The organism is Pseudonocardia sp. McavD-2-B, assembly GCF_024124365.1.
GTDB lineage: Bacteria > Actinomycetota > Actinomycetes > Mycobacteriales > Pseudonocardiaceae > Pseudonocardia > Pseudonocardia alni.
On the sequence record NZ_JAMXSG010000067.1, the window covers coordinates 1 to 23,104 of the forward strand.

26 protein-coding genes are annotated in these 23,104 nt (G+C 74.3%); 13 read left to right on the forward strand and 13 right to left on the reverse strand.

The genetic code is table 11. From position 1 onward, the window contains the following. Nucleotides 1-1,334 (reverse strand): GAF domain-containing protein (locus tag NH602_RS11650; RefSeq protein WP_253067835.1); only part of this gene is annotated, 1,334 nt, incomplete at its 3' end. A 137-nt stretch (nucleotides 1,335-1,471) separates the two neighbouring features. On the opposite strand from NH602_RS11650, the gene NH602_RS11655 reads away from it, so the two are divergent. From NH602_RS11655 to NH602_RS11665, 3 genes are read left to right on the forward strand one after another with little or no spacing between them, the layout of a single operon-like run. Beyond that, nucleotides 1,472-2,284 carry an N-acyl homoserine lactonase family protein gene (locus NH602_RS11655; RefSeq protein ID WP_073576374.1) on the forward strand — a complete coding sequence of 271 codons (813 nt, stop codon included), beginning with the start codon at nucleotides 1,472-1,474 and terminating at the stop codon, nucleotides 2,282-2,284. Next, nucleotides 2,284-3,579: a hydroxyacid-oxoacid transhydrogenase gene (locus NH602_RS11660; protein WP_253067836.1), complete on the forward strand. Its 1,296-nt coding sequence runs from the start codon at nucleotides 2,284-2,286 to the stop codon at nucleotides 3,577-3,579. Before NH602_RS11655 ends, NH602_RS11660 begins: the two co-directional genes overlap by 1 nt. A 56-nt stretch (nucleotides 3,580-3,635) precedes the next feature. Beyond that, complete coding sequence (locus tag NH602_RS11665) at nucleotides 3,636-4,142, forward strand: zinc ribbon domain-containing protein (RefSeq protein ID WP_253067837.1); 507 nt, start codon at nucleotides 3,636-3,638, stop codon at nucleotides 4,140-4,142. A gap of 255 nt (nucleotides 4,143-4,397) precedes the next feature. Here the strand turns inward: NH602_RS11665 and NH602_RS11670 are convergent, their stop codons facing one another. The 5 genes from NH602_RS11670 to NH602_RS11690 all read right to left on the reverse strand — a co-directional run bounded on the left by NH602_RS11670 (nucleotide 4,398) and on the right by NH602_RS11690 (nucleotide 8,827). Beyond that, entirely contained in the window at nucleotides 4,398-5,048 is a 651-nt protein-coding gene (locus tag NH602_RS11670) for a response regulator transcription factor (RefSeq protein WP_253067838.1), read from the reverse strand. Further along, nucleotides 5,045-6,226: a sensor histidine kinase gene (locus tag NH602_RS31900; RefSeq protein WP_253067839.1), complete on the reverse strand. Its 1,182-nt coding sequence runs from the start codon at nucleotides 6,224-6,226 to the stop codon at nucleotides 5,045-5,047. The genes NH602_RS11670 and NH602_RS31900 overlap by 4 nt, the downstream gene beginning before the upstream one ends. Before the next feature lie 39 nt (nucleotides 6,227-6,265). Next, on the reverse strand, nucleotides 6,266-6,763 hold the full coding sequence (locus NH602_RS11680) for a hypothetical protein (protein WP_253067840.1): 498 nt from the start codon (nucleotides 6,761-6,763) through the stop codon (nucleotides 6,266-6,268). A gap of 178 nt (nucleotides 6,764-6,941) precedes the next feature. Next, on the reverse strand, nucleotides 6,942-7,187 hold the full coding sequence (locus tag NH602_RS11685; protein WP_208821741.1) for an acyl-CoA carboxylase epsilon subunit: 246 nt from the start codon (nucleotides 7,185-7,187) through the stop codon (nucleotides 6,942-6,944). Next, nucleotides 7,187-8,827, reverse strand: coding sequence for an acyl-CoA carboxylase subunit beta (locus NH602_RS11690; protein ID WP_073576369.1), 1,641 nt, complete (start codon nucleotides 8,825-8,827; stop codon nucleotides 7,187-7,189). The genes NH602_RS11685 and NH602_RS11690 overlap by 1 nt, the downstream gene beginning before the upstream one ends. A gap of 146 nt (nucleotides 8,828-8,973) precedes the next feature. Between NH602_RS11690 and NH602_RS11695 the strand changes: the two genes are divergently transcribed. The 3 genes from NH602_RS11695 to NH602_RS11705 all read left to right on the forward strand — a co-directional run bounded on the left by NH602_RS11695 (nucleotide 8,974) and on the right by NH602_RS11705 (nucleotide 11,455). Beyond that, nucleotides 8,974-9,822, forward strand: coding sequence for a biotin--[acetyl-CoA-carboxylase] ligase (locus NH602_RS11695; RefSeq protein ID WP_253067841.1), 849 nt, complete (start codon nucleotides 8,974-8,976; stop codon nucleotides 9,820-9,822). Between the two features lie 80 nt (nucleotides 9,823-9,902). Next, entirely contained in the window at nucleotides 9,903-10,526 is a 624-nt protein-coding gene (locus tag NH602_RS11700) for a PH domain-containing protein (RefSeq protein WP_253067842.1), read from the forward strand. After that, on the forward strand, nucleotides 10,523-11,455 hold the full coding sequence (locus NH602_RS11705) for a hydroxymethylglutaryl-CoA lyase (RefSeq protein ID WP_224401491.1): 933 nt from the start codon (nucleotides 10,523-10,525) through the stop codon (nucleotides 11,453-11,455). Before NH602_RS11700 ends, NH602_RS11705 begins: the two co-directional genes overlap by 4 nt. Here the strand turns inward: NH602_RS11705 and NH602_RS11710 are convergent. Both NH602_RS11710 and NH602_RS11715 read right to left on the reverse strand, forming a co-directional pair. After that, nucleotides 11,436-11,891 (reverse strand): MaoC/PaaZ C-terminal domain-containing protein, encoded by a 456-nt coding sequence (locus NH602_RS11710; protein ID WP_253067843.1) that lies wholly within the window; start codon nucleotides 11,889-11,891, stop codon nucleotides 11,436-11,438. The two genes, NH602_RS11705 and NH602_RS11710, sit on opposite strands and share 20 nt — an antisense overlap. Then, entirely contained in the window at nucleotides 11,884-12,702 is an 819-nt protein-coding gene (locus NH602_RS11715) for an inositol monophosphatase family protein (protein ID WP_253067844.1), read from the reverse strand. Before NH602_RS11715 ends, NH602_RS11710 begins: the two co-directional genes overlap by 8 nt. A 65-nt stretch (nucleotides 12,703-12,767) precedes the next feature. Here NH602_RS11715 and NH602_RS11720 point away from each other — a divergent pair, with 65 nt between their 5' ends. Together NH602_RS11720 and NH602_RS11725 are read left to right on the forward strand one after the other, a co-directional pair. Beyond that, nucleotides 12,768-13,424, forward strand: a complete 657-nt coding sequence (locus tag NH602_RS11720; RefSeq protein WP_062397592.1) for a response regulator transcription factor — start codon at nucleotides 12,768-12,770, stop codon at nucleotides 13,422-13,424. Between the two features lie 7 nt (nucleotides 13,425-13,431). Next, nucleotides 13,432-14,706 carry a HAMP domain-containing sensor histidine kinase gene (locus tag NH602_RS11725; protein WP_253067845.1) on the forward strand — a complete coding sequence of 425 codons (1,275 nt, stop codon included), beginning with the start codon at nucleotides 13,432-13,434 and terminating at the stop codon, nucleotides 14,704-14,706. Nucleotides 14,707-14,722: 16 nt separating this feature from the next. Here NH602_RS11725 and NH602_RS11730 read toward each other — a convergent pair whose 3' ends face one another. Then, nucleotides 14,723-15,250 (reverse strand): GtrA family protein, encoded by a 528-nt coding sequence (locus tag NH602_RS11730; protein WP_179761869.1) that lies wholly within the window; start codon nucleotides 15,248-15,250, stop codon nucleotides 14,723-14,725. A 34-nt stretch (nucleotides 15,251-15,284) separates the two neighbouring features. Between NH602_RS11730 and NH602_RS11735 the strand changes: the two genes are divergently transcribed. Next, nucleotides 15,285-16,529: a 5-(carboxyamino)imidazole ribonucleotide synthase gene (locus NH602_RS11735; protein WP_308215835.1), complete on the forward strand. Its 1,245-nt coding sequence runs from the start codon at nucleotides 15,285-15,287 to the stop codon at nucleotides 16,527-16,529. Beyond that, on the forward strand, nucleotides 16,526-17,038 hold the full coding sequence (gene purE, locus NH602_RS11740) for a 5-(carboxyamino)imidazole ribonucleotide mutase (protein WP_178376051.1): 513 nt from the start codon (nucleotides 16,526-16,528) through the stop codon (nucleotides 17,036-17,038). The genes NH602_RS11735 and purE overlap by 4 nt, the downstream gene beginning before the upstream one ends. Nucleotides 17,039-17,329: 291 nt before the next feature. Here the strand turns inward: purE and NH602_RS11745 are convergent, their stop codons facing one another. After that, a complete protein-coding gene (locus NH602_RS11745; protein WP_179761870.1) occupies nucleotides 17,330-18,037 on the reverse strand; it encodes a TetR family transcriptional regulator in 708 nt (235 codons plus the stop codon). A gap of 60 nt (nucleotides 18,038-18,097) precedes the next feature. On the opposite strand from NH602_RS11745, the gene NH602_RS11750 reads away from it, so the two are divergent. Together NH602_RS11750 and NH602_RS11755 are read left to right on the forward strand one after the other, a co-directional pair. After that, on the forward strand, nucleotides 18,098-19,252 hold the full coding sequence (locus NH602_RS11750; RefSeq protein ID WP_100880665.1) for an acyl-CoA dehydrogenase: 1,155 nt from the start codon (nucleotides 18,098-18,100) through the stop codon (nucleotides 19,250-19,252). 14 nt (nucleotides 19,253-19,266) lie between these two features. Beyond that, nucleotides 19,267-20,232 (forward strand): squalene cyclase, encoded by a 966-nt coding sequence (locus NH602_RS11755; protein ID WP_253067846.1) that lies wholly within the window; start codon nucleotides 19,267-19,269, stop codon nucleotides 20,230-20,232. A gap of 56 nt (nucleotides 20,233-20,288) precedes the next feature. Here NH602_RS11755 and NH602_RS11760 read toward each other — a convergent pair whose 3' ends face one another. The 3 genes from NH602_RS11760 to NH602_RS11770 form a co-directional block, all read right to left on the reverse strand. After that, entirely contained in the window at nucleotides 20,289-20,822 is a 534-nt protein-coding gene (locus NH602_RS11760) for a helix-turn-helix domain-containing protein (protein ID WP_253067847.1), read from the reverse strand. Between the two features lie 131 nt (nucleotides 20,823-20,953). Further along, the gene (locus tag NH602_RS11765) at nucleotides 20,954-21,190 is read right to left on the reverse strand and encodes a MerR family DNA-binding transcriptional regulator (protein ID WP_073576356.1); all 237 of its coding nucleotides are present in this window, start codon (nucleotides 21,188-21,190) and stop codon (nucleotides 20,954-20,956) included. A gap of 25 nt (nucleotides 21,191-21,215) precedes the next feature. After that, nucleotides 21,216-21,734 (reverse strand): DUF1097 domain-containing protein, encoded by a 519-nt coding sequence (locus NH602_RS11770; protein WP_253067848.1) that lies wholly within the window; start codon nucleotides 21,732-21,734, stop codon nucleotides 21,216-21,218. 234 nt (nucleotides 21,735-21,968) lie between these two features. Between NH602_RS11770 and NH602_RS11775 the strand changes: the two genes are divergently transcribed. After that, nucleotides 21,969-23,104, forward strand: a 1,136-nt coding sequence (locus tag NH602_RS11775) for a benzoate/H(+) symporter BenE family transporter (protein WP_253067849.1), incomplete at its 3' end; no start/stop codon positions are given.

A 23,104-nucleotide genomic window follows, 5' to 3' on the forward strand; every position in this document is an offset into this window, starting at 1 on the left:
GCGCCGACGAGCGACGGCGTCCCGGCCGCGGCGAGCCCCTCGGCGACGAGCGGTGCCGCGCCGGTCCCCGCGGGGCCGGGGCCGGTCGTCCCGGCGGCGATCACGCACACGTGACCGTCGTGCACCGACACCAGCCAGCGGCCCGCCCCGTCGAGCCCCCGGACCGCCCGCGCCGCGGTCACCGCACCGGCCGGGTCGACGTCGACGACCAGCACCGTGGCCGGGGCGTCGGGGGAGAGGCCGTACTGCGCGAGCCGGGTCCCCAGCGTCGGCCGCGGCGGGACCCGGCTGTCGACGAGCTCCTCGACCAGGGTGGTCTGGGCGGTCTCGTCGGCCTGGGCCAGTGCCCGCTCGACGAGCAGTGCGACCGTCATGAACGCCGAGGCGTGCGCCAGCCGGGCGACGGCGTCGTCGTCGGCGCCCTCCATGACCAGGGTCGCCAGGTGCTCTCCCGCTGTGGTGATCGCGAGCAGCGCGTAGGTCCCGCCGCCGGGCAGGTGCGCGATCGCGACCCCACCGGCCTGCTGGGAGGTGCGGACCGCCGACCGCAACCGCCACCCGGCCAGCTCCTCGGGGGTGAGCAGCCGTCGTCCCGTGCGCAACGCCCCGGACGGGTCGTGCAGCGAGAGCGGGTGCCCGACGGACTCGGCGAGCACGGCGAACACCCCGGCCGCCTCGGCGGTGGAGCCGGCCATCGCCCCCATGAGGCGTTCGTCGAGGTGCAGGAGGTGTTCCAGGCGCAGCCGGGCGCCGGGGTCGGAACCGTCGTCGCGGGTGGTGCGCAGGCGCCGGATCTCCTCGCCGCGCCGGGTCTGCTCCAGCGCGACGGCGGCCTGCACGGCCATGTGCTCCAGCGCGGTCCGGGCGGCCGGGCCGAGGGTGCGGGGTCCGCGGTGGGCCACGAGCAGCGCTCCCACGACCCGTCCGCCCAGGCGCATCGGGGCGCCGGCGATGGCCCGCACACCCTCGCCACGCACGATCGTGTCGATACCCGACAGGTGGTTGAGCGCCCGGTCGGCCAGGTAGTCCGCGGTGGCGACCGTGCCCGCGCCGGCCGCCGCCCGCCCCAGCACACCGGTGCCGAACGGCATCCGGATCGCGCGGTACTCCGGCGTGCGGACGCCGTCGGTCAGCTCGATGTAGGTCGTACCGGAGTGCAGGTCGTTGAGGCTGAAGTAGGCCATGTCCGCGCCGAGCAGCGCCCGGGTGCGGCGCAGTACGGCGCCGAGCATGACGTCGCGGTCGCCGACGTCCGCGAGGTCCAGCGCTGTCTGCCCGACGGCCTGGAGGATCGCGTCCTGGCTGGGCTCGGGGAACGGCGGAGCCGGCTTCATGCGCCCGACCCTATGTCTGTCCGCGCCATGTCCTGCGATCAAGACAGGCGCATACGACCATGGACGCCTGCCCCGGGCTTCCCGAGACTGGCCCGGCGACGAACTGCCAGAACCCTCCAGCGACGAAGGGATCCCTCATGGCCACGGCGAACAAGCTCAGCGTCATCCCCTGCGGGGCGATGCACGCCAATCTCCCGTTCCTGCTCCTCAAGCCCGGTGTCAGCATCAAGCCACGGTCCGAGAAGGACGCCCCGATCGACTGGGTGGAGGTGCCCACGCACTGCGTCCTCGTCGAGACCGACGAGGGCAAGCTGCTGTGGGACACCAGCTGTCCGTCGGACTGGGAGACGCGCTGGGCGCCGACCGGTCTGCAGGAGTTCTTCCCCTACGACCAGGTCGCCGACGACGAGTACCTGGACAAGCAGCTGCACAAGATGGGCGTCGGGCTCGACGAGATCGACTACGTCGTCCTCTCGCACCTGCACTTCGACCACGCGGGCAACGCCCAGATGTTCAAGAACACCAACGCGAAGATGATCTGCTCGGACAAGGAGAAGGAGTTCGCGCTCGGCTTCGAGGGTCCATTCAACGGCGCCCACCTCAAGGCCGACTACGAGGGCATCGACTGGGAGATCGTCTCCGGCGACGTCGAGCTGCTCCCCGGCGTCAGCATGATCCAGACCCCGGGGCACACCCCCGGCTGCATGTCGATGCGCGTCGACCTCCCCGACACCGGGACGATGATCTTCACCTCGGACGCGGTCTACATGGGAGCGAGCTACGGCCCGCCCGCCGCGCCGGCCGCGATCGTCAACAACCTGGAGGACTGGTTCTCCTCGGTGGAGAAGCTGCGCGGCATCCAGGAGCAGACGAACGCGCAGATGGTGTTCGGCCACGACGCCGAGCAGATCCACCAGCTGCGCAAGGCACCGGAGGGGTCGTACACCTGATGACGTTCGAGGTTCCCGAGTACACCGAGGAGACGATCTTCACCTGGGGTGCGCCGCCGCTGAAGTTCGGCGCGGGCGCGATCGACGAGGTCGGCTTCGAGCTGTCGGCCTACGACGTGTCCCGGGTCCTGATCGTGACCGACCCGGGGGTGAACGCGCTCGGCGCGCCGCAGCGCCTCGCCGACAACCTGTCCCGCTACGGCATCGAGTCCGAGATCTTCGACGGCGTGCACGTCGAGCCGACCGACGACTCGATGAACAAGGCGACCGAGTACGCCCGCGCGCAGGGTCCGTGGGACGGCTTCGTCGCCGTCGGGGGCGGGTCGGCGATCGACACCGCCAAGGCGATCAACCTGCTCACCAGCCACCCCGGCGAGCTGATGGATTACATCAACAAGCCGATCGGCGGCGCGAAGGTGCCGCCCGGGCAGCTCAAGCCGCTGATCGCCGTCCCGACGACGGCGGGCACCGGCTCGGAGTCCACCGCGATGTGCGTGCTGGACATCCTGTCGATGAAGGTCAAGACCGGGATCAGCCACTGGCGGCTGCGCCCGACCCTGGCCGTCATCGACCCGCTGCTGACGATGACGCTGCCGCCGCAGGTCACCGCGGCGGCCGGGATGGACATCACCTGCCACGCGGTGGAGAGCTACACGGCGCGGTACTACACCACCTTCGACCGCAAGACGCCCGAGGAGCGGGTCACCTACTGCGGCTCGAACCCGGTCTCGGACCTGTGGTGCGAGAAGGCGATGTCGCTGCTCGCGAAGTCGTTCCGGGCCGCCGTCGAGCGCGGCGCCGAGGACGTCGAGGCCCGCTCGGACATGATGATGGCCGCGACCTTCGCGGGCATGGGGTTCGGCAACTCCGGTGTGCACATCCCGCACGCCAACGCCTACCCGATCGCGGGCATGGTCAAGGACTACCGGCCGCAGGGCTACCCGCAGGACGAGGCGATGGTGCCGCACGGGGAGTCGGTGTCGCTGACCGCGCCCGAGGCGTTCCGGTTCTCCTTCGACTCCGCGCCGGAGCGGCACCTGCGGGCCGCGGAGCTGATGGATCCGCGGGCGGACAAGGTGAACGACCCGCGTGAGCAGCTGCCAGGGGTCCTCACCCGGCTGATGCGCGACATCGGCATCCCGAACGGCATCGGCGGCGTCGGCTACACCGAGGCCGACGTGCCGGACCTGGTCCCCGGGACGATGAAGCAGCAGCGGCTGCTCGCGACCTGCCCGCGGACCCCGACCGAGGACGACATCGCCGACATCCTCACGAAGTCCGTCGAGAACTGGTGACCGTCGCGGCCGGTGGTCCTCCGGGGCCGCCGGCCGCCCCGATCGAAGGCGGCACGATGCCGATCTACGTCTTCCGCTGCGGGTGCGGAGCCCGCTTCGAGCACCTCGCGTCCATGTCGGACGCGGCCACCCCGCCCTGCCCGCTCTGCGGGGACGGCGCGACGACCAAGGTCCCCGCCGGGTTCGCGCTCGGCGGCCAGGCCAGCCCCGGCCTGTCCAAGGACGAGATGCCCCAGACCTGGCGCGGGGTCTACAACGGGAACTCCGAGTACATCGACTCGATGCGCCGGACCTGGGACCAGCGACGCAGGCTGGAGGAGAAGTACCCGGAGATCGCCGGGGACCAGCGGCCGATCCTGGCGCACGAGGGCAAGTACCACGACGCCCCGCTGCGGGCCGGTGACATCCAGCTGGGCGGCACCGCCCCCATGCCCGGCGCGGGCGTGGCGGCCAAGCAGGGCCACGGCCACGGCCACGGCCACGGCCACGGCCACGGCCACGGTCATGGCCACGGGCACACCCCCACGCCCGCTCCCAGCCCGAGACCCCCCGCCGCCGACTGAGCCGCGGGGTCCCGGCCGGATCGACACCTCGCCACCGCCGACCCGCCCCGCCGTGTCCCCACCCCCTGGCCGGTCCCCACACCCGTCGCACCAGGTGTAGGAGTACGCCAGGCGGTGTGGACGGCGCCCGCGGCACCGGCAGCCGGGTGTGCGTGGCGACCGGTGACGGTGTGCGGCGACCCGCGCGGCGGGTGCCGGGCGACGCTACGGGTCGCCACGGCGCTCGCCGGACGCCGTGGGGCCGTGGGGACGGCGTCAGCGGCCGGCCAGGCCGTGGCGGTAGGCGTAGCCGACGGCCTGGGCGCGGTCGTGCAGCCCGGTCTTGGCGAACAGGTGGTTGACGTGGGTCTTCACCGTCGCCTCGCCGACCACGAGCCGTCGCGCGATCTCGGTGTTGGACAGGCCCTCGGCGATCAGCCCGAGCACCTCGACCTCGCGCGGGGTCAGCCCGTCCGGCGGGTCGACCGGTGCCGCCGGGACGGTCGACGCGCGAGCGGCGACCAGCCGGGACAGCACGCCGGCGTCCACGGTGGACACACCGTCGGCGGCCGAGCGCAGGGCCCGGCCGATGGCCTCGGCGTCGGCGTCCTTGGACAGCCAGCCCGAGGCGCCCGCGGCGATCGCGTCGACCACGGCGTCGTCGTCGACGTAGGTGGTGAGCACGACGACGGCGGTGCCGGGATGTCCGTCGCGGACCCGGCGGGTCGCCGAGACGCCGTCGCCCGCGGGCATCCGCAGGTCGGTGAGCAGCACGTGCGGGGCCAGCTCGGCGACCCGGGCGACCGCCTCGTCGCCGCCGGACGCGGTGCCGACGACCTCGATGCCGTCGAGCAGGCCCAGGACGGTGGCGAGGCCGTCGCGCACGATCCGCTGGTCGTCGGCCAGGACCACCCGCAGGGCGCTCACGTCGTGATCCTCTCGCGGTCCGGGGAGCGGGCGGGCAGCCGGAGCCGGACCCGCCAGCCGTCGGGGGTTGGACCGGTCTGCAGCTCGGCGCCGACGAGTGCCGCCCGCTCGGCCATTCCGACCAGGCCGGAGCCCTCGCCGTCGCCGGGCGGCGGAGGTGTCCCGGCGATGTCGACGACCTCCAGCTCGGCGCCGTCGCCGTCGCGGCGCAGGTGCACCGTCACGGGGGCGCCGGGGGCGTGCTTGCGGGCGTTGGACAGTGCCTCTTGCGCGGTGCGCAGCACGGTCTCGCCCTCCCGCGCGCCGAGGCGCAGCCCGTCGGCGACCTCGACGGTCGCGTCCGGGTGCGCCCGGCCGAGCTCGCGCAGCTCCTCGGCGACGTCGACCGGCGCCGGTCCCTCGCGCAGCGCCCGCACGGCGCGGCGGGCCTCGGTGATCCCGTCGGAGGCGAGCCGCTGGGCCCGCTCGATCTGGGAGATCGTGTCCGGCGCGGCCCCGTCGCGCAGTGCCATCAGCCGGGCACCCTGGAGCTGGACGGCCAGCGCGGACAGCGAGTGGGCCAGCACGTCGTGCACGTCGCGGGCGACCCGGGCGCGGTCGGCGATGGCCTCGGCGCGGGCGTGCTCCTCGCGGGCCCTGGCGTCGGCGACGAGTGTCTGCTCGTGCTCCTCGAGCCGGCGGGCGGAGTCGCGGCGGCCGATCCCGAACAGCACCATCGCGGTCAGCGCGGCGACCACCAGCAGCGCGTCCCACACCGAGGTGTAGGGCCCGACGACGATCGTGGTGGCCGCGATGACCGGCACGTCGACGAACAGCGCGGTCCGGTACGGCAGCCGCAGTGCGGCCACGAACACCGCCATCATCGGGAAGGCCGCCGAGGTGGTCCAGCCGTCGGACCCGGCCAGCAGGGCGATCCCGCCCCCGGCGAGCGCGACGCTGGTCAGGACCGTCGCGACCGGCGGCATGCTCCGGCGGAGGGCGAAGACCACCCACCCGGCGACGGCCGGGACGAGCCCGGCGTAGAGCCAGGTCGGGGAGACCTGCTGGGCCGGCGACCAGAACAGCAGGAACAGCACGATCGGCAGCCACAGCAGCGACACCAGCCGCCGGGGCACCCCGAGCAGCGGCGACCGGTCGTGCTCGACGCGGCGGGCCGTGCGGGCGGCGGGCGTGCTCACCGTTTCACTCTGACACAGCGGCCGGGCCGGGCGGGACGCTCAGGCCGCCGCGCGGGCACGGCGCGCCTCGTCCGGCCGGACCGGCAGCCCGGCCGCGGCCACCCGGCGTCGCAGGACCAGGCTCTGGACCAGCAGGCTGCCGCCGAAGACCAGCGCCGACGACGTCGACAGCAGCAGTCCGGCACCGACGGCCCCGCCGAGCACCCCGGCGCCGACCCGCACACCGATGGTCAGCACCCAGGCGACCAGCAGCGCGGCCGAGCCGCTGCGGTACGCCCACCCGTCGCGGGTGCCGAGGCGGAAGGCGTAGCCGCGCACTACCCCGAGCGCGGCCGCCAGCACCAGCTCGGCGGCGAGCAGTGCCACCCCGGCCGCGGTGACCTCCGGGCGGGCCTGGGCGAGGGTGAGCACCCCGATGCCGATCACGACGAACGGGAGCGTCACGTCGCGTCGCCCGCCGACGAACTGCCCGCGGAACTGCGTGTAGAGGACCAGGCCGACGATCGCGACCGTGATGACGAGTGAGGTGGCGTCCATGGGGAGAACGATCTCCTCGCGGGCCCGGTCGTCGCGTCGGCGCCGGGGTCGATCCCGGGTGGACCCGCACCCTCCACCCCCGGGTGGACCGCCGCCCCCGGGGGCCGGACGCGACGACGCCCGGCCCCGGCGACGTGGTGTGCCGGGGACCGGGCGTCGGTCGGTGGTACCTCCGAGGTCAGCGGGGGAGGCCGGAGGCGCGCCAGGCGCCCGGGCCCGCGTGCAACGGGGCGCGGAGCTGGGCCGCGGGGTGCGACCACAGGTCCGGCGTCCGCGGCGGGGCGGGCGGCCCACCGGCGCTCGCCGCCGCGGCGACGACGGCGGTCAGCGCGGCGAGCTCGTGGTCGTCCGGGGTGCCCCGCACGACGCGGAACAGCGCGCGGCGCTCCTCCGGGGTCTGTTCGGTGGACTCCTCGGCGGCCATCAGAGCGGGATGTTCCCGTGCTTGCGGGTCGGGCCCTGCTCCCGCTTGGTGGACAGCATCCGCAGCGCCCGGCCGACGTAGCCGCGGGTGTGCGACGGCGGCACGACCGCGTCGATGTAGCCCCGGTCGGCGGCGATGTAGGGGTTGCAGAGGGTGTCCTCGTAGTCCTGCTGCAGCTCCGCCCGCCTGGCGGCGAGCTCGTCGCCCTCCAGGCCCTTGAGCTCCTTGCGGTAGAGGATCGACACCGCGCCCTGCGCGCCGGTGACCGCGATCTGCGCGGTCGGCCAGGCGATGTTGACGTCGGCGCCGAGGTGCTTGGAGCCCATGACGTCGTAGGCGCCGCCGTAGGCCTTGCGGGTGATGACGGTGACCTTCGGGACGGTCGCCTCGGCGTAGGCGTAGATCAGCTTCGCGCCGCGGCGGATGATGCCGTTCCACTCCTGCTCGGTGCCGGGCAGGAAGCCCGGGACGTCGACGAAGGTCAGCACCGGGATGTTGAACGCGTCGCAGGTCCGCACGAAGCGGGCGGCCTTCTCCGAGGCGTCGATGTCCAGGCAGCCGGCGAACTGGGTCGGCTGGTTCGCGACGATGCCGACGCTGCGGCCCTCGACGCGGGCGTAGCCGATCACGATGTTCGGCGCCCAGAGCTCCTGGACCTCGAGGAAGTCCTCGTCGTCGACGACCCGGTTGATGACCTCGCGGATGTCGTAGGGCGTGTTCGCCGAGTCCGGGATCAGGGTGTCGAGCTCGCGGTCGGAGTCGATGATCCCGTCCTCGATCGACCCCTCGACGGGCTCGGTGGCCGGGAACGACGGCGCCTCGGACAGGTTGTTCGACGGCAGGAAGCTCAGCAGCTGCTTGACGTAGTCGAGCGCGTCGGCCTCGTCGCCCGCCAGGTAGTGCGCCACACCGGACTTGGTGTTGTGGGCCCGGCCGCCGCCGAGCTCCTCCATGTCGACGTCCTCGCCGGTGACGGTCTTGATGACGTCCGGGCCGGTGATGAACATGTGGCTGGTCTCGTCGACCATCACGGTGAAGTCGGTGATCGCGGGGGAGTAGACCGCGCCGCCCGCGCACGGGCCCATGATCAGCGAGATCTGCGGGATCACACCCGAGCTCTGCACGTTGCGGGTGAAGATCTCGCCGTAGAGGCCGAGGGCGACCACGCCCTCCTGGATGCGGGCGCCGCCGCCGTCGTTGATGCCGACGACCGGGCAGCCGATCTTCGCGGCCACGTCCATGACCTTGACGATCTTCTCGCCGTAGACCTCGCCGAGCGCGCCGCCGAAGACGGTCGCGTCCTGGGAGAACACGGCGACCGGGCGGCCGTCGATCGTGCCGGTGCCGGTCACGACGCCGTCGCCGAACGGGCGCTTGGCGTCCATCCCGAAGTTCGTCGAGCGGTGCCGGGTCAGCGCGTCCAGCTCGACGAACGAGCCCGGGTCGAGCAGCTGGTCGATCCGCTCACGGGCGGTCTGCCGCCCCTTCGCGTGCTGCTTCTCGACCGCGGACGCCGAACCGGCGTGGACCGCGTCCTCGAAACGCTGGTAGAGATCGGCGAGCTTGCCCGCCGTGGTGTGGATGTCCGGCTCTGCCCCACCACTGTCCGGGGTCGCCATCGGCTCCGTTGCGGCGCTCATGAGGTCGGAGCTTAACCCGCAAGTAGGTTGGGCCCGGGCGTGACGTCCGACGCAGCCGACCGGGTGGCCGTCCCGCCGACACCGTTACCGATCCGTTCACCCTCCGCGGTCCCCGGCGCGTCGCGGGGCCGTTACGGTGCGCGGTGATGACGACCGGGACGAATCACGGCGACGGGACCCCGCTGGACCCGTACGCCCTGCGGACGGCCGTGCTCCGTCCCGCGGGGGGCTGGACGGCGCTCGACGTCGTCGCCTCCACCGGATCCACGAACGCCGACCTGCTGGCCGAGGCCGGGCGCGGTGCGCCGGACCGCTCGGTGCTGATCGCCGAGGACCAGGTGCGCGGCCGCGGCCGCCTCGACCGGACCTGGATCTCGCGGCCCGGGGCGGCGCTGACGATGTCGGTGCTGTGGCGCCCCGAGGGCGTGCCCGCCGACCGGCTGGGCTGGCTGCCGATGCTCGCGGGCGTCGCGCTGGCCGACGCGATCACCGAGCTCGCCCCGGACGTACCGGTGGCCCTGAAGTGGCCCAACGACCTGCTGGCCGGGCCGGCGCGGGGCAAGGCCGCGGGGATCCTCGCCGAGATGACCGCGGTCTCCGGCGGCGGGCCGGGGATCGTCCTGGGCATCGGGCTCAACATCTCCACCCCGGCCACCGACCTGCCGTGGGGTGCGACCTCGCTGGCCGCGCACGGGTTCACCGCGACGCGCGCCGAGACCGCGACCGTACTGCTGGGGCACCTGTACCGGCGCGAGGCGCAGTGGCGCGACGCCCGCGGCGACGCCGACGTCTGCGGCCTGCGCCGCGACTACCGCTCGGCCTGCGCCAGCCTCGGCTCGCGGGTGCGGGTGGAGCGCCCGGCCGGGGACCACCTCGTCGGGACGGCCGAGGACGTCGACCCGCAGGGCCGGCTGCTGGTCCACCCGGACGACGGGGCCCGCGTCGCGGTGGCGGCCGGGGACATCGTCCATCTGCGCGCGGCCGACCAGTCCTGAGTCACCCACTGCGCTGACCTGCGACGCAGCCCCCGCGCGTCGCGTGGGCGGTCGGCGCCCGGCGCCCTACCGTGGGAGGTATGGCGTTCCCCGACAGCGCTCTGGACCGGGCTCTGGACCGGGTTCTCGACGAGGGCGAGCGCGTCGTGCTGGTCGGGCACCCGCACTGGCGGCTGGCCCTGCGGCCGGCCGCGGTCCTCGTCGGGGTCAGCGCCGTCGCCGGGTTCGGGGCCGCCGTGGTCCGGCTGCAGCCGTGGGCGCCGTGGGCTTGGCTCGTGCTCGGGGTGCTCGCCGCGCTCGTCGCGGTGCGGTTCACGCTGCTGCCGATCGCCCGCTGGCGCGCCACCCTGCTGGTCGTCACCGACCGGCGGTTCCTCGTCCGGGAGGGCCTGCTCGTCCGCGACGGCCTCGACGTGCCGATCGACCGCATCGACTCGGTCCGCGTCCGGACCGGCGCCGGGGGACGGCTGTTCGGCTGCGGCACCCTGCTGCTCGACGTCGCCGGGGAGCGGCTGCGGTTCACCGACGTCGCGGGCGTGGAACGGGTGCAGGCCCGGCTGCACCGGGAGATCGGCCTGCTCGCCGAGCGGCGCCGCAGCAACGAGAAGGAGAGCGAGCACACGGCCCGCCGTGGTCACGCCGACGCGGCCGTGCGGGGCAGGATGGAGGCTCCCGCACCGCAGCGAGAGAGGGCGTCCCTGTGAGCAACGGTCTTCCCACGACGGTGCGCGACCCCGCGCTCCCGGAGCGCGTCGAGATCTACGAGGTCGGCCCCCGCGACGGGCTGCAGAACGAGAGGACCGTCGTCCCGGTCGCGGTGAAGGCCGAGTTCCTCGACCGGCTCGCCGACGCGGGCCTGCGCACGCTGGAGGCGACCAGCTTCGTGCACCCGACGTGGGTGCCCCAGCTCGCCGACGCCGCCGACCTGCTCGCCGTGCTCGACCGCCGCGCCGGGCTCGACTACCCCGTCCTCACCCCGAACGAGCGCGGGCTGCAGCGCGCGATCGACGCCGGCTGCGACCACGTCGCGGTGTTCGCCTCGGCCACCGAGACGTTCGCGAAGCGGAACCTGAACCGCACGCTCGACGAGCAGTTCGCGATGTTCGAGCCGACCGTGACCCGCGCGGTGTCCGAGGGTCTGCGGGTGCGGGCCTACGTGTCGATGGTGTTCGGCGACCCGTGGGAGGGCGGCGTCGACCCGGATCAGGCCGCCGCCGTCGGGGCGCGGCTGATGGAGATGGGCTGCGACCAGCTCTCCCTCGGCGACACGATCGGCGTCGCCACCCCGGCGCACGTCGGCGCGGTGCTCGACGCGTGCGTCGCCCGCGGGGTCGGCGTCGAGCGGCTCGCGGTGCACTTCCACGACACCTACGGCCAGGCGCTGTCCAACACCCTGGCCGCGCTGCGGTACGGCGTGACCACCGTCGACGCCAGCGCGGGCGGCCTGGGCGGCTGCCCCTACGCCGGGTCCGCGACCGGCAACCTCGCCACCGAGGACCTGGTGTGGATGCTCGACGGGCTCGGCATCGACCACGGCGCCGACCTGCGGAAGCTGGTCGACACGAGTGTGTGGATGGCCGGACACCTGGGACGGCCGTCGCCGTCGCGGGTGGTCACGGCGCTGTCGGCCTGACCTCGAACATGCCGGTGAACCGGGACCGGTACACGACCGCGCCGTCGCCGGTGCGGGTCAGCGTCCCGCGCAGCGTGATCAGGCCCATCGACGGGCGGCTGCGCGAGACGCGGGCCTCGAGGACCTCCATCTCCGCGTGCAGCTCGTCGCCCGCGAACACCGGTGCCGGCCAGGCGATCTCGTCGCCGCCGGGGGAGCCGAGCGACGCCGCGCGGGACAGCACGGCGTCGACGTAGGCGCGCATCCACAGGCTCGCGGTGAACCAGCCGGACGCGGCCAGGCCGCCGAACACCCGCTCGCCGTCGGCCTCGTGCAGGTGGAACGGCTGCGGGTCGAAGCGGGCCGAGAACGCGACCATCTCGTCGCGGTCGACCGCGGTCGTACCGAGGTCGAGGACGGTCCCCGGGGTCAGGTCGTCGAAGTACAGCTCAGCCACGCAGCACCCCCAGCACGGCGTCGTGCAGCAGACCGTTGCTGGTCAGGCCGTGCCCGCCGGACCAGGTCGGGTTCCCGGCGAGGTCGGTCAGCCGCCCGCCCGCCTCGGCGACGACGGCGGCCGGCGCCGCCAGGTCCCACGGGTTCGCGGCGGGTTCCACCGCGACGTCGACGACCCCCTCGGCGACGAGCACGTGCTGCCAGAAGTCGCCGAACGCGCGGGACTCCCAGCAGGCCTCGGTCAGCGCGATCCAGCCCTCCCGCGACGCCGGGGACGGGTCGGTGCGGAAGGTCTCGGTGTTGGTGGTCGAGACGTAGGCGTCGGCGACGTCGGCCACCCCCGACACCGCGATCCGCTTCGGCGTCCCCGACGGCAGGTCACGTGCCCAGGCCCCGGCCCCCGCCGAGCCCCACCAGCGGCGGTGCAGCGCCGGCGCGCTCACCACACCCACCGTCGGCACGCCGTCGACGACGAGCGCGATCAGCGTCGCCCACGCGGGCACCCCGCGCGAGAAGTTCTTGGTCCCGTCGATCGGGTCGATCACCCAGCCGCGGCCGTGCGCGGTGTCGGTGGACCCGCCGCGCTCCTCCCCGAGGATCGCGTCGGCGGGGCGCTCGTGGCCCAGCGCGGCGCGGATCGCGTCCTCGGCGGCGGTGTCGGCGTCGGTCACCGGGGTGCGGTCTGGCTTGCGCTCCACCCGCAGGTCGGCGGCCCGGAAACGGGGCAGCGTGATCGCGTCGGCGAGATCCGCCAGGCGCAGGGCGAGATCCAGATCACCGGGTTCGGCGGACACGCATCGCTCGGGGTTCACGTTGGGCGAGCATGCCAGCTCGCACCGCCACCGTGCCCGGGGCCCGGAGCCCTATGCTCGGTGAAATGACCACCGTGGTTCTGGCCGAGGACGACGCGGCCATCGCCGAGCCGCTGTCGCGGGCCCTGCAGCGCGAGGGGTACGACGTCGACGTCGTCGCCGACGGCGTCGGCGCCGTCGACCGGGTCACCCGTGCGCAGGTCGACCTGCTCGTGCTCGACCTGGGGCTGCCCGGCATGGACGGCCTGGAGGTCTGCAGGCGGGTCCGCGCGACCCTGCCGGACCTGCCCGTCCTCATGCTCACCGCCCGCACCGACGAGGTCGACTTCGTCGTGGGGCTCGACGCCGGCGCCGACGACTACGTGTCCAAGCCGTTCCGGCTGGCCGAGCTGCTGGCCCGGGTGCGGGCGCTGCTGCGCCGCCGCACCCAGGACGTCGTCGAGGTGGACGGCCTGCGGATGGAGCTGTCCGGCCGCCGCGTCCTGCTCGACGGCGACGAGATCTCCCTGGCCAACAAGGAGTTCGAGCTGCTGCGCGTGCTGATGATCCACGCCGGCCAGGTCGTGACGCGCGAGGAGATCCTGCACGCGGTCTGGGGTGACGCGGACATGAAGTCGTCGAAGACGCTGGACATGCACATGTCGTGGCTGCGCCGCAAGATCGGCGGCGAGAAGCGGATCGCCACCGTCCGCGGCGTCGGCTTCCGGTACAACTCGGACTGAGGTCGCCGTGCGCCGCCGGATCCTGATCTCCACACTGCTGACGGTGGCGCTGACCGCGCTGTTCCTGGGCGGCCCGCTCGCGCTCGCGACCTGGCAGCTCGTCGAGGACTTCACCCGTGCCGAGCTGACCCAGCGCCTCGAGCAGGTCACCGAGACCGTCGAGGAGTACGGCACCGGGCCGCAGTCGCAACGGCTGGTGGAGGCGGCGATCCCGCCGAACTCCCGGCTGGTGGTCGTGCCGCCGGACTCCGACCCGATCGTCTACGGCGTGGACCGGGTCGACGACCCGGTGACCGAGTCGCTGCCGTTCGGGCCGGGCGGGATCATGGAGCTGTCCCAGCCGACCTCGGTGATGCGGTCCCAGCAGACCCAGGTTGTGGCCGTCGTCGTGCTGCTGGTGGGGTTCTCCGTCACCGTCGGCACGGGGGTCGCGGTGTACACCGCGCGCCGGCTGTCGGACCCGCTGCGCGACCTCGCGGCCCGCGCCGCCCGCCTCGGTGCGGGCGACTTCCGCCGGTCCCCGGCCCGCTACGACATCGCCGAGCTCGACCGCGTCTCGGAGGTCCTGGACTCCTCGGCGACGGCGCTGTCCCAGCTGCTGCACCGCGAGCGGTCGCTGGTCGGGGACGTGTCCCACCAGCTGCGCAGCCGGATCACCGCGCTGCAGCTGCGTCTGGACGAGCTCGCCTGCCACCCCGACCCGGACGCCCGCCGCGAGGCCAACGCGGCGCTGGAGCAGACCGAGCGGCTCACCGCCGTCCTCGACGACCTGCTGGAGTCCGCGCGCGCCGCGCGGGCGGTCGGGGCGGAACCGGTCGACCTGGCCGAGGCCGTCGCCGACGCCGAGCGGGAGTGGCGCGGCCCGCTCACCGCGGCCGGCCGGTCGCTCAAGGTGCGGGTGCCCGAGGGGCTGCTCGCCCGGGTGACCGCGGCACGGCTGCGCGAGGCGATCGGGGTGCTCGTCGACAACGCGCTGCAGCACGGCGACGGACCGGTCACGATCTCCGCGCGGACCGGGGAGAACGCGCTGCTGGTGGAGGTGTCCGACACCGGGCCCGGCGTGCCGGAGGACCTGGTGCCGCACGTGTTCGACCGGGGCATCTCGGCGCAGTCCTCGACCGGGCTGGGGCTGGCGCTGGCCCGGACGCTGGTCGAGGCCGACGGTGGCAGGCTGGAGCTGTCCCGGGCCCGGCCGCCGGTGTTCCGGCTGTACCTGCCCGCGGCCCGCACCGACGACGTCACCGCGGCGGCCCCGGTGCCCGACCGCACCGGCCCGCGGTAGCCGGTGGCCCGGTCGCTCAGTCCCCGGGGGCCGGGGGGACCGGCGGGGGCTGGCGTCGCACGAACTGGTCCGGCCACACGAACCGGCGGAACGCCCACCAGCGGAAGGCCATCCCGACCAGGGTGCCGACGATCTGGCCGGCCACGAAGTCCGCGGACTCCTGGGCGACCAGCGAGACGAACGGCACCTGCAGCTCGAAGACGTAGCGCGAGACCCACAGCGGCGCCGAGTACACCCCGACCCCGACCCCGCTGATCACGAAGAACAGGAGGGCCTCGTGGTGCCGCTCGCGCCCGCCGCGGGTCCGGAAGGACCACTCGCGGTTCAGCACGTAGGACACCATCGTCGCCACCAGCACCGCGACCACCTTGGCGGTCACCGGCTTGTCGGCCAGCACCGTGGCCTTCAGCACCAGGAACACCACCGTGTCGATGACCCAGGTGCTGCCACCGACCATCAGGAACTTGATCAGCTCGCGGTGTTTGATCGCCTTGTCGCGGTACGGCTGGGGGATCCTGGCGAGCGTCGCCTCCACCACCGTCACGGGATCGATCGTGCCAGATTAGGCTCCCGGTCTCGTGGAGAGGGTTGACGCGCAGAAGGCCGCCTTGCCCGTCGTCGGCATGGTCGGCGGTGGCCAGCTGGCCCGGATGACCGCCCAGGCCGCCGTCGCGCTGGGGCAGACCCTGCGGGTGCTGGCCGCGTCGCCGGACGATCCGGCGGCCCGGGCGACGCCGGACGTCGTCATCGGCGACCCCGACGACGCCGCCGCGCTGCGGGAGCTCGCGACGGGCTGCTCGGCCGTCACGTTCGACCACGAGGGTGTCCCGCAGGAGGTGCTGGTCCCGCTCGCCGAGGCCGGGCTGCCGCTGCGGCCGCCGCCCTCGGCGCTCGTGCACGCGCAGGACAAGCTGGTGATGCGACGACGGCTGTCGGAGATGGGGCTGCCGGTGCCCGCGTTCGCCGAGGTGGCGGCGCCCGGCGACGTCGCCGCGTTCGGGGCCGGGCACGGCTGGCCGGTCGTGCTCAAGGCCACCCGCGGCGGCTACGACGGCCGCGGTGTCTGGTTCCTGCGCGCCGGCGGCGACGACACCGACCGGCTGGTCGCCGACCTGCTCGACGCCGGCACCCCGCTGCTCGTCGAGTCCGCGGTCCCGATGACCCGCGAGCTGGCCGCGAGCGTCGCCCGCTCGCCCTTCGGTCAGGCCGCCGCATGGCCGGTCGTCGAGACCCTGCAGGTCGACGGCCAGTGCGCCCGGGTCACCTCGCCCGCCCCCGGGCTCGACCCGGACCACGCCGCCCGGATCCAGGAACTGGCGCTGCGGATCGCGGCCGAGCTCGGCGTCGTCGGGCTGATGACGGTCGAGCTGTTCGAGACCGCGCCCGGCGAGGTCGTCGTGAACGAGCTGGCGATGCGCCCGCACAACTCCGGGCACTGGACGATCGAGGGCTCGGTCACCTCGCAGTTCGAGCAGCACCTGCGCGCGGTGCTGGACTACCCGCTCGGCTCCACCGCCCCGGTCGCCCCGGTCGCGGTGATGGCGAACGTGCTCGGTGCGGCGCAGGAGCCCGCGATGGGCATGGACGAGCGGCTGCACCACTGCTTCGCGCGCTTCCCCGAGGCGAAGGTGCACCTTTACGCCAAGGACGGCCGCCCGGCCCGCAAGATCGGGCACGTGACGGTCCTCGGCCGCGACGAGGCCGACGTGCGCACCCGCGCGGAGCTCGCCGCGGGCTGGCTGGCCACCGCGACCTGGGCGGACGGCTGGTCCGCCCACACCGGCGATCCCCGCTCTCCGCACTCCCCGGAAGGACCTCGATGACGCAGACCGGCTCCCCGCGCGTGGGCGTGATCATGGGCAGCGACTCCGACTGGCCGGTGATGGGCGCCGCGGGCGCCGCGCTCGACGAGTTCGGCGTGCCGTGGGAGGTGGGCGTCTACTCCGCCCACCGCACCCCGCAGCGGATGCTCGACTACGCCGCCTCGGCCGCCGACCGCGGCCTGCAGGCGATCGTCGCCGGGGCCGGTGGTGCCGCGCACCTGCCCGGGATGGTCGCCGCCGCGACGCCGCTGCCGGTGATCGGCGTGCCCGTGCCGCTGAAGTACCTCGACGGCCTGGACTCGCTGCTGTCGATCGTGCAGATGCCCGCCGGCGTGCCGGTGGCGACCGTCGCGGTCGGGAACGCCCGCAACGCCGGACTGCTCGCGGTGCGCATCCTCGGCGCCGGCGACGAGCGGCTCCGGCAGGCCATGGTGGAGTACCAGGCCGACCTCGAGCGCAGCGTCCTGGACAAGGACGCGGCGCTGCGCGTGGCCGCCCGCGAGGGCTGAGGACCGGGCCGCGATTTTCCGGTGGCGCGCCGCTCGATCCCGTGCGTACGGTGTCGGTACACGGGAGAGGAGGTGGTCCAGCAGATGAGCTACAGCAGGACACGTGAGGTGGCCGTCAGCTAGCACCACGTTCTGCTCCGGCGGGGAGAACCCGTCGGAGAGGCGGTCGTGGAAGCCGGTGTGGTGCCGGCGAGTTCCCGACGGTCACCCGTGATCCCCGGGTCCGAACTCTGTCCGGTTCGGTGACGCACCCCGGTGCGGCCCGGGGATCACGCATGTCCGGGGCCGGGCTCAGCCCGTGCGTCGGGTCGACTCCCGTTCCAGGGTCCGCGCCGCGCGCTCCAGGCGCCGGGTCACGTCCTCCAGGTCGGGTGCGGCGGCCGGCTCGCCCGAATCCTCCAGCGGCAGCATCGGCGCGACCCGGCGGAAGTGGTCGACGGCGCCGGGCAGGTCGGCGTCGCGCGCGCCCTCGACCAGCCAGCGGCGCAGCGCCTGGTTGTGCGCGGCGACCAGCGCCGCCGCCGTCACCGCGGCCCGCAGCTCGCCGTCCGGGCGGTCGCCCAGCCGGGCGGTGAGCTCGCGGGTGAACAGCCGTCGGTAGTGGTGCACCGACGCGGCCTCGCGGTCGCGCAGCGCGGGCACCGAGCCGACGAGCGCGAAGCGCAGCCGGGCGACCTCCGGGTCCTCGGTGTAGAGCTCGAACACCGTCTCCGCGGCACGCAGTGCCAGTGACGGCAGCGGCTCGTCGGGGTGCGCGCCGGCGAACACCTCGCCGATCCGGGCCAGCCCGCGCTCGTGGTCGGGGGACAGCGCGTCCTCCTTGCCGCGGAAGTAGCGGAAGAAGGTGCGGCGCCCGACGCCCGCGGCGGCGGCGATGTCGTCGACGGTGGTGTCGTCGTAGCCGCGTTCGGTGAACAGCCGCGCGGCCGCCGCCACCAGCTCCCGCCGCACCTCGGCCCGCCCCTCGGGGGAACGCCCGCGCCGCGTGCTGGTCGTCATGGCACGGAGGGTAGCAAGGTCCCGTGACATGTGGCACGGAGTGCCGTTAGCATGGTCGGCATGAACAGCGAGTTCGACAGCTACCGGCTCAGCGACGAGCACACGGCCCTCCGCGAGGCGGTCCGGGACCTGGCGGAGAAGGAGATCGCCCCGCACGCCGCCGACGTCGACGAGCAGGGCCGGTACCCCGTCGAGGCGCGCGACGCGCTGGTCAAGGCCGGCTTCCAGGCCGTGATCATCCCCGAGGAGTACGGCGGCCAGGGCGCCGACGAGCTCGCCGGCTGCATCGTGATCGAGGAGGTCGCGCGGGTCTGCGCGTCGTCCTCGCTGATCCCCGGGGTGAACGGCCTCGGGCTCACCCCGATCCTGCTGTCCGCCTCGGACGAGCTGAAGAAGCAGGTCCTGCCGTCGGTCGCCGCCGGCGAGGCGATGGTCAGCTACGCGCTCTCCGAGCGGGAGGCGGGCTCCGACGCCGCGTCGATGAAGACCCGCGCCCGCCGCGACGGCGACGAGTGGGTCCTCAACGGCACCAAGTGCTGGATCACCAACGCGGGCGAGTCGACCTGGTACACGGTCATGGCCGTCACCGACCCGGAGAAGAAGGCCAACGGGATCTCGGCGTTCGTGGTCCACTCCGACGACCCGGGCTTCGTCGTCGGCACCAAGGAGCGCAAGCTCGGGATCCACGGCTCGCCGACCCGCGAGATCCACTTCGAGGACTGCCGCATCCCGGCCGACCGGATCATCGGCGCCGAGGGCACCGGCTTCAAGACCGCGCTGCGCACGCTGGACCACACGCGTCCGACCATCGGTGCGCAGGCCGTCGGCATCGCGCAGGGCGCGCTCGACGTCGCGACGCAGTACATGAAGGAGCGCAAGCAGTTCGGCAGGCACCTGGCCGAGTTCCAGGGCCTGCAGTTCATGCTCGCCGACATGGCGATGAAGGTCGAGGCCGCGCGGCAGCTCTGCTACGTCGCCGCCTCGCGGGCCGAGCGCAACGAGCCCGACCTGGGCTTCATCTCGTCGGCCGCCAAGTGCTTCGCCTCCGACACCGCGATGCAGGTGACCACCGACGCCGTCCAGCTGCTCGGCGGCGCGGGCTACACCCGCGACTTCCCGGCCGAGCGCATGATGCGCGACGCGAAGATCACGCAGATCTACGAGGGCACCAACCAGATCCAGCGCATGGTGATGGCGCGTTCGCTGCTCAAGTGACACCCTGACGCCCCATGGACGGGGCCGTCGTGGACCGCGCACTGCTCGACCGGCTGCTCGACACCGACCCGGCGTTGCGCTGGCAGGTCGAGCGCGACCTGGCGGGTGCGCCTCCCGAGGTGTGGGAGGCCACCCGCGCCCGCGTCGCGGCCGAGGGGATGGGCGCGCGGCTGCTCGCCCGCCAGGACCCCGACGGCACCTGGGCGGGCGGTGCGTACTTCCCGGCGGGCGGGTCCGAGGTCGAGGGACAGCCGTGGACGGCGACGACCTGGTCGCTGAACGCGCTGCGCGAGTGGGGCCTGGACCCGGCGGCGCTGGCGGGCACGGCGGAGAAGCTCGAGTCGTGCCGCTGGGAGTACGACGACCTGCCCTACTGGGACGGTGAGGTCGACGTCTGCATCAACGCGTTCACCGTTGCCAACGGACTGTGGCTCGGCCGCGACATGGACGCCCTCGCCGCGTGGTTCGCCGAGCACCGGCTCGCCGACGGCGGCTGGAACTGCTTCTGGGTGGACGGCGCGCAGCGGTCGTCGTTCCACTCCACGCTGAACGCGCTGTACGGGCTGCTCGCCCACGAGCGGGCCACCGGCGGGACCGCTGCGACGCGGGCCGCCCGCCGGTCGGGTGAGGAGTACCTGCTCACCCGCGGTCTGCTGTACCGGCTCTCGACCGGCGAGCCGGTGGCGCTCGAACGGGACCCGGCCGAGCTCGCCTACCCGTTGCGCTGGCGGCACGACGTGTTGCGCGGCACGGAGTACTTCCGCCTCGCCGCCGCGCTCGACGGGGTCCCGCCCGACCCGCGGCTCGCCGACGCCGTCGCGGCGCTGCGCGCGTCGCGACGGCCGGACGGGCGCTGGGTCCAGGGCGTCCGCGACCCGGGTGAGATGTGGTTCGAGGTGGACGTGCCGCCGGGGGAGCCGTCGCCGTGGCTGACCCTGTACGCCACCCGGGTGCTCGCCTGGTGGGACGCGGCGGCCTGACGATCAGTGCATGAGCGCGGTACGGGGCCGCGCGGACCGCGCCCAGGTGCTGGTGATCATGGACGCGGCGGGGTGCGGATGACGAGCACAGCCGCGGCCGGTGCCCCGGCGAGGGCGGTGTAGGTGTGCTCGCCGTCGGCGGGCCAGCGGGTGGTCTCGCCGGTGCCGAGGTCGGCCTCGCGCCCGCTGCGTCCGGCCCGGACGGCACCGCGGGTGACGAGCAGGTGCTCCACCACCCCCGGACCGTGCCCGGGGGACACGTGCACCGCCTCCGGGACGAGGGCCAGGGCGTACACCTCGACGGTGCCGTGGTCGTCGGTGGCCGTCTCCAGCAGGCGCGCGGTGATGCCGGGTCCGGCGACCTCGGCCCCGGGGTGCTCGGCGAGCAGCCGCGACAGCGGTACGCCCAGGGTGTCCGCGAGCGCATAGAGGGTGGAGAGGGTGGGGTTGCGGCTGCCGTTCTCGATCTCCGACAGCGAGCCCTTGCCGATCCCCGCCCGCTCCGCGAGCGCTCCGAGGGACAGACCGCGTGCGGTCCGGGCTGTCCGCAGCCGTGCGCCGACGGCCGTGCGCAGCGCCCCGTCGTCCACCGGGCGACTGTAGCCGGGGCCGGGTCGGCCGCAGGGCCCCGTGCCCGCGCCACCGGGGCCGAACGACTCGGCCGCGCCACCCGGGCCGGGCCACTCGGGCCGGGCCACTCGGGCCGGGCCACTCGGCCGCGCTACCCGGACGGGGTGCCCGGGCGACGTGGGGGACCGGGTGTCCCGGGGTCGCGCACCGCGGTCGCCGCGGAGAAGCGTGCCGGGAGCGCCGTGACCTGGTCCCGGAGATCGTCGAGGTCCCAGAGGTCACGGCCGTCCGGCTCCCGGAAGGCCGGTGTCACCAGGCCGGCCCTGGCCCAGCGGTGCAGTGCCCGCGGGCTCAGGGCCAGTCTGGTCGCGGCCTCGCCGGTGGTCACCAGTCGCACCGGGCGCCGCCGCCGGTCAGGCCGCGGCGGGTGCCGCGGTGCGGGTGGTCAGGCGGCCGACGACCAGGCTGCAGCCGTAGCCCAGCACGACCGAGCCGACCACGAACGACAGCAGCATCACCGTGAACGGGCCGGTGGGCAGCGAGAAGTCGGTGCCCGACGCCCCGCTGAGCAGGCCGAACGCCGCCGTGGTGGCGAACCCGACGACCGAGCCGGGCACGAACCCGAGCTGCGGCACGAGCGCACCGAGGATGAACACCGCGGTCATTCCGCCGATGATCAGCCCCAGCAGGGCGGGGTTCGTGGTGAGCCCGGCCAGGACCAGCATGACGGTGCCGGTGACGATCCCCCAGACGTTCGTGGCGAGGGCGGTGACCAGCGCGGGCCGGTCACCGCCCGCCGCGAAGAACGTCGCGGCACCCAGGAACGTCGCCGGTACGAACAGGCCGAGCCCGGAGAGCGGACCGAGGTAGAGGTAGGCGATCACCGCCCCGGCGACGCCGATCACCAGGGCCAGAGCGACGGGCAGCTTCATGAGACGGGCCTTCCGGTAGAGCCGCGCCCGACGGGTGCGGCGGCCCACGCAGGATGGGGCGCCGCCGGTGCCCGTTCCAAGATCGCCGGGCCGGACGTCACCGCCTGTTTTCCGGACGACACGGTTCGGTCATCTTTGGTCGGGTCGGCGGCGCCCCGTGTATCGGCTGCAGAACATCCTGCTTACCGCCCGGGGTGGGTTCTGTTTACAGAACGATGCGGTTAGGGTGAGGCCGTGGATCGTTCCTGGGCGCAACCGGTGTCGGTCGGTGTCGTCTCCGCGGTGATCGGGGTGACCAGCTCGTTCGCCGTCGTCCTCGCCGGGCTGACGGCGGCCGGTGCCGACCCGGCGCAGGCCGCGTCCGGGCTGGTGGTGCTCACCGCGCTGATGGGGGTGGCGACGATCTGGCTGTCCCGCCGGTTCCGCCGCCCGCTGACGGTCGCCTGGTCCACCCCCGGCGCGGCGTTGCTGGCCTCCACCGGAGCCGTCGCGGGTGGGTGGCCCGCCGTGGTCGGCGCGTTCGTCGTCGGCGGTCTCCTCATCGTCGCGACCGGGCTCGTGCGCCCGCTCGGGCGGCTCGTCGGCGCGATCCCGACGCCGATCGCGCAGGCGATGCTGGCCGGTGTGCTCCTGCCGCTGTGCCTGGCGCCGGTCCGTGCGCTGGTCGAGCGGCCGCTGCTGGTGGCGCCGATCGTGGTCCTGTGGGTCGTCCTGTCGCGGTTCGCGCCGCGCTGGGCGTCCCCGGCCGCGTTCGGGCTGGCCCTGGTGATCGTCGTCGTCCTCGCCGACGGCTGGTCGTGGCTGCGCTCGCCGGAGATCACCCTCACCGTCCCGGCCTTCTCGGTCGCGGCCCTGGTGGGGGTCGCGCTGCCGCTCTGGGTGGTCACGATGGCCTCGCAGAACGTGCCCGGCGTCGCGGTGCTCGCCGCGGCGGGCTACCCCGTCCCCTGGCGCCACGCGATGGTGCTCACCGGCGCCGGGACGGTCCTCGGGGCCCCGGCCGGTGCGCACGCGATCAACCTGGCCGCGATCACCGCGGCGCTGCCCGCCTCGCCCGAGTCCCACCCGGACCCGGCGCGACGCTGGGTCGCCTGCCAGGCCAACGGCGTCGCCTGCCTGCTGCTGGCCCCGCTCGCGACGACGATGGCCGCCCTGGTCGCGGCCGCGCCGCCCGGGGTCGTGGAGTCCGTCGCGGGGCTCGCCCTGCTCGGGACGTTCGGTGCCGCGCTCGCCGGGGCCCTCGCCGTCGGCGACGGGACGCCGGATCCGGCCGTCGCGCGGGTGCCCGCGGCCGCCGCGTTCCTGGTCTCGGCGGCCGGGGTCACGATCGCCGGGATCGGCGGGGCGTTCTGGGGGCTGCTCGCCGGGGT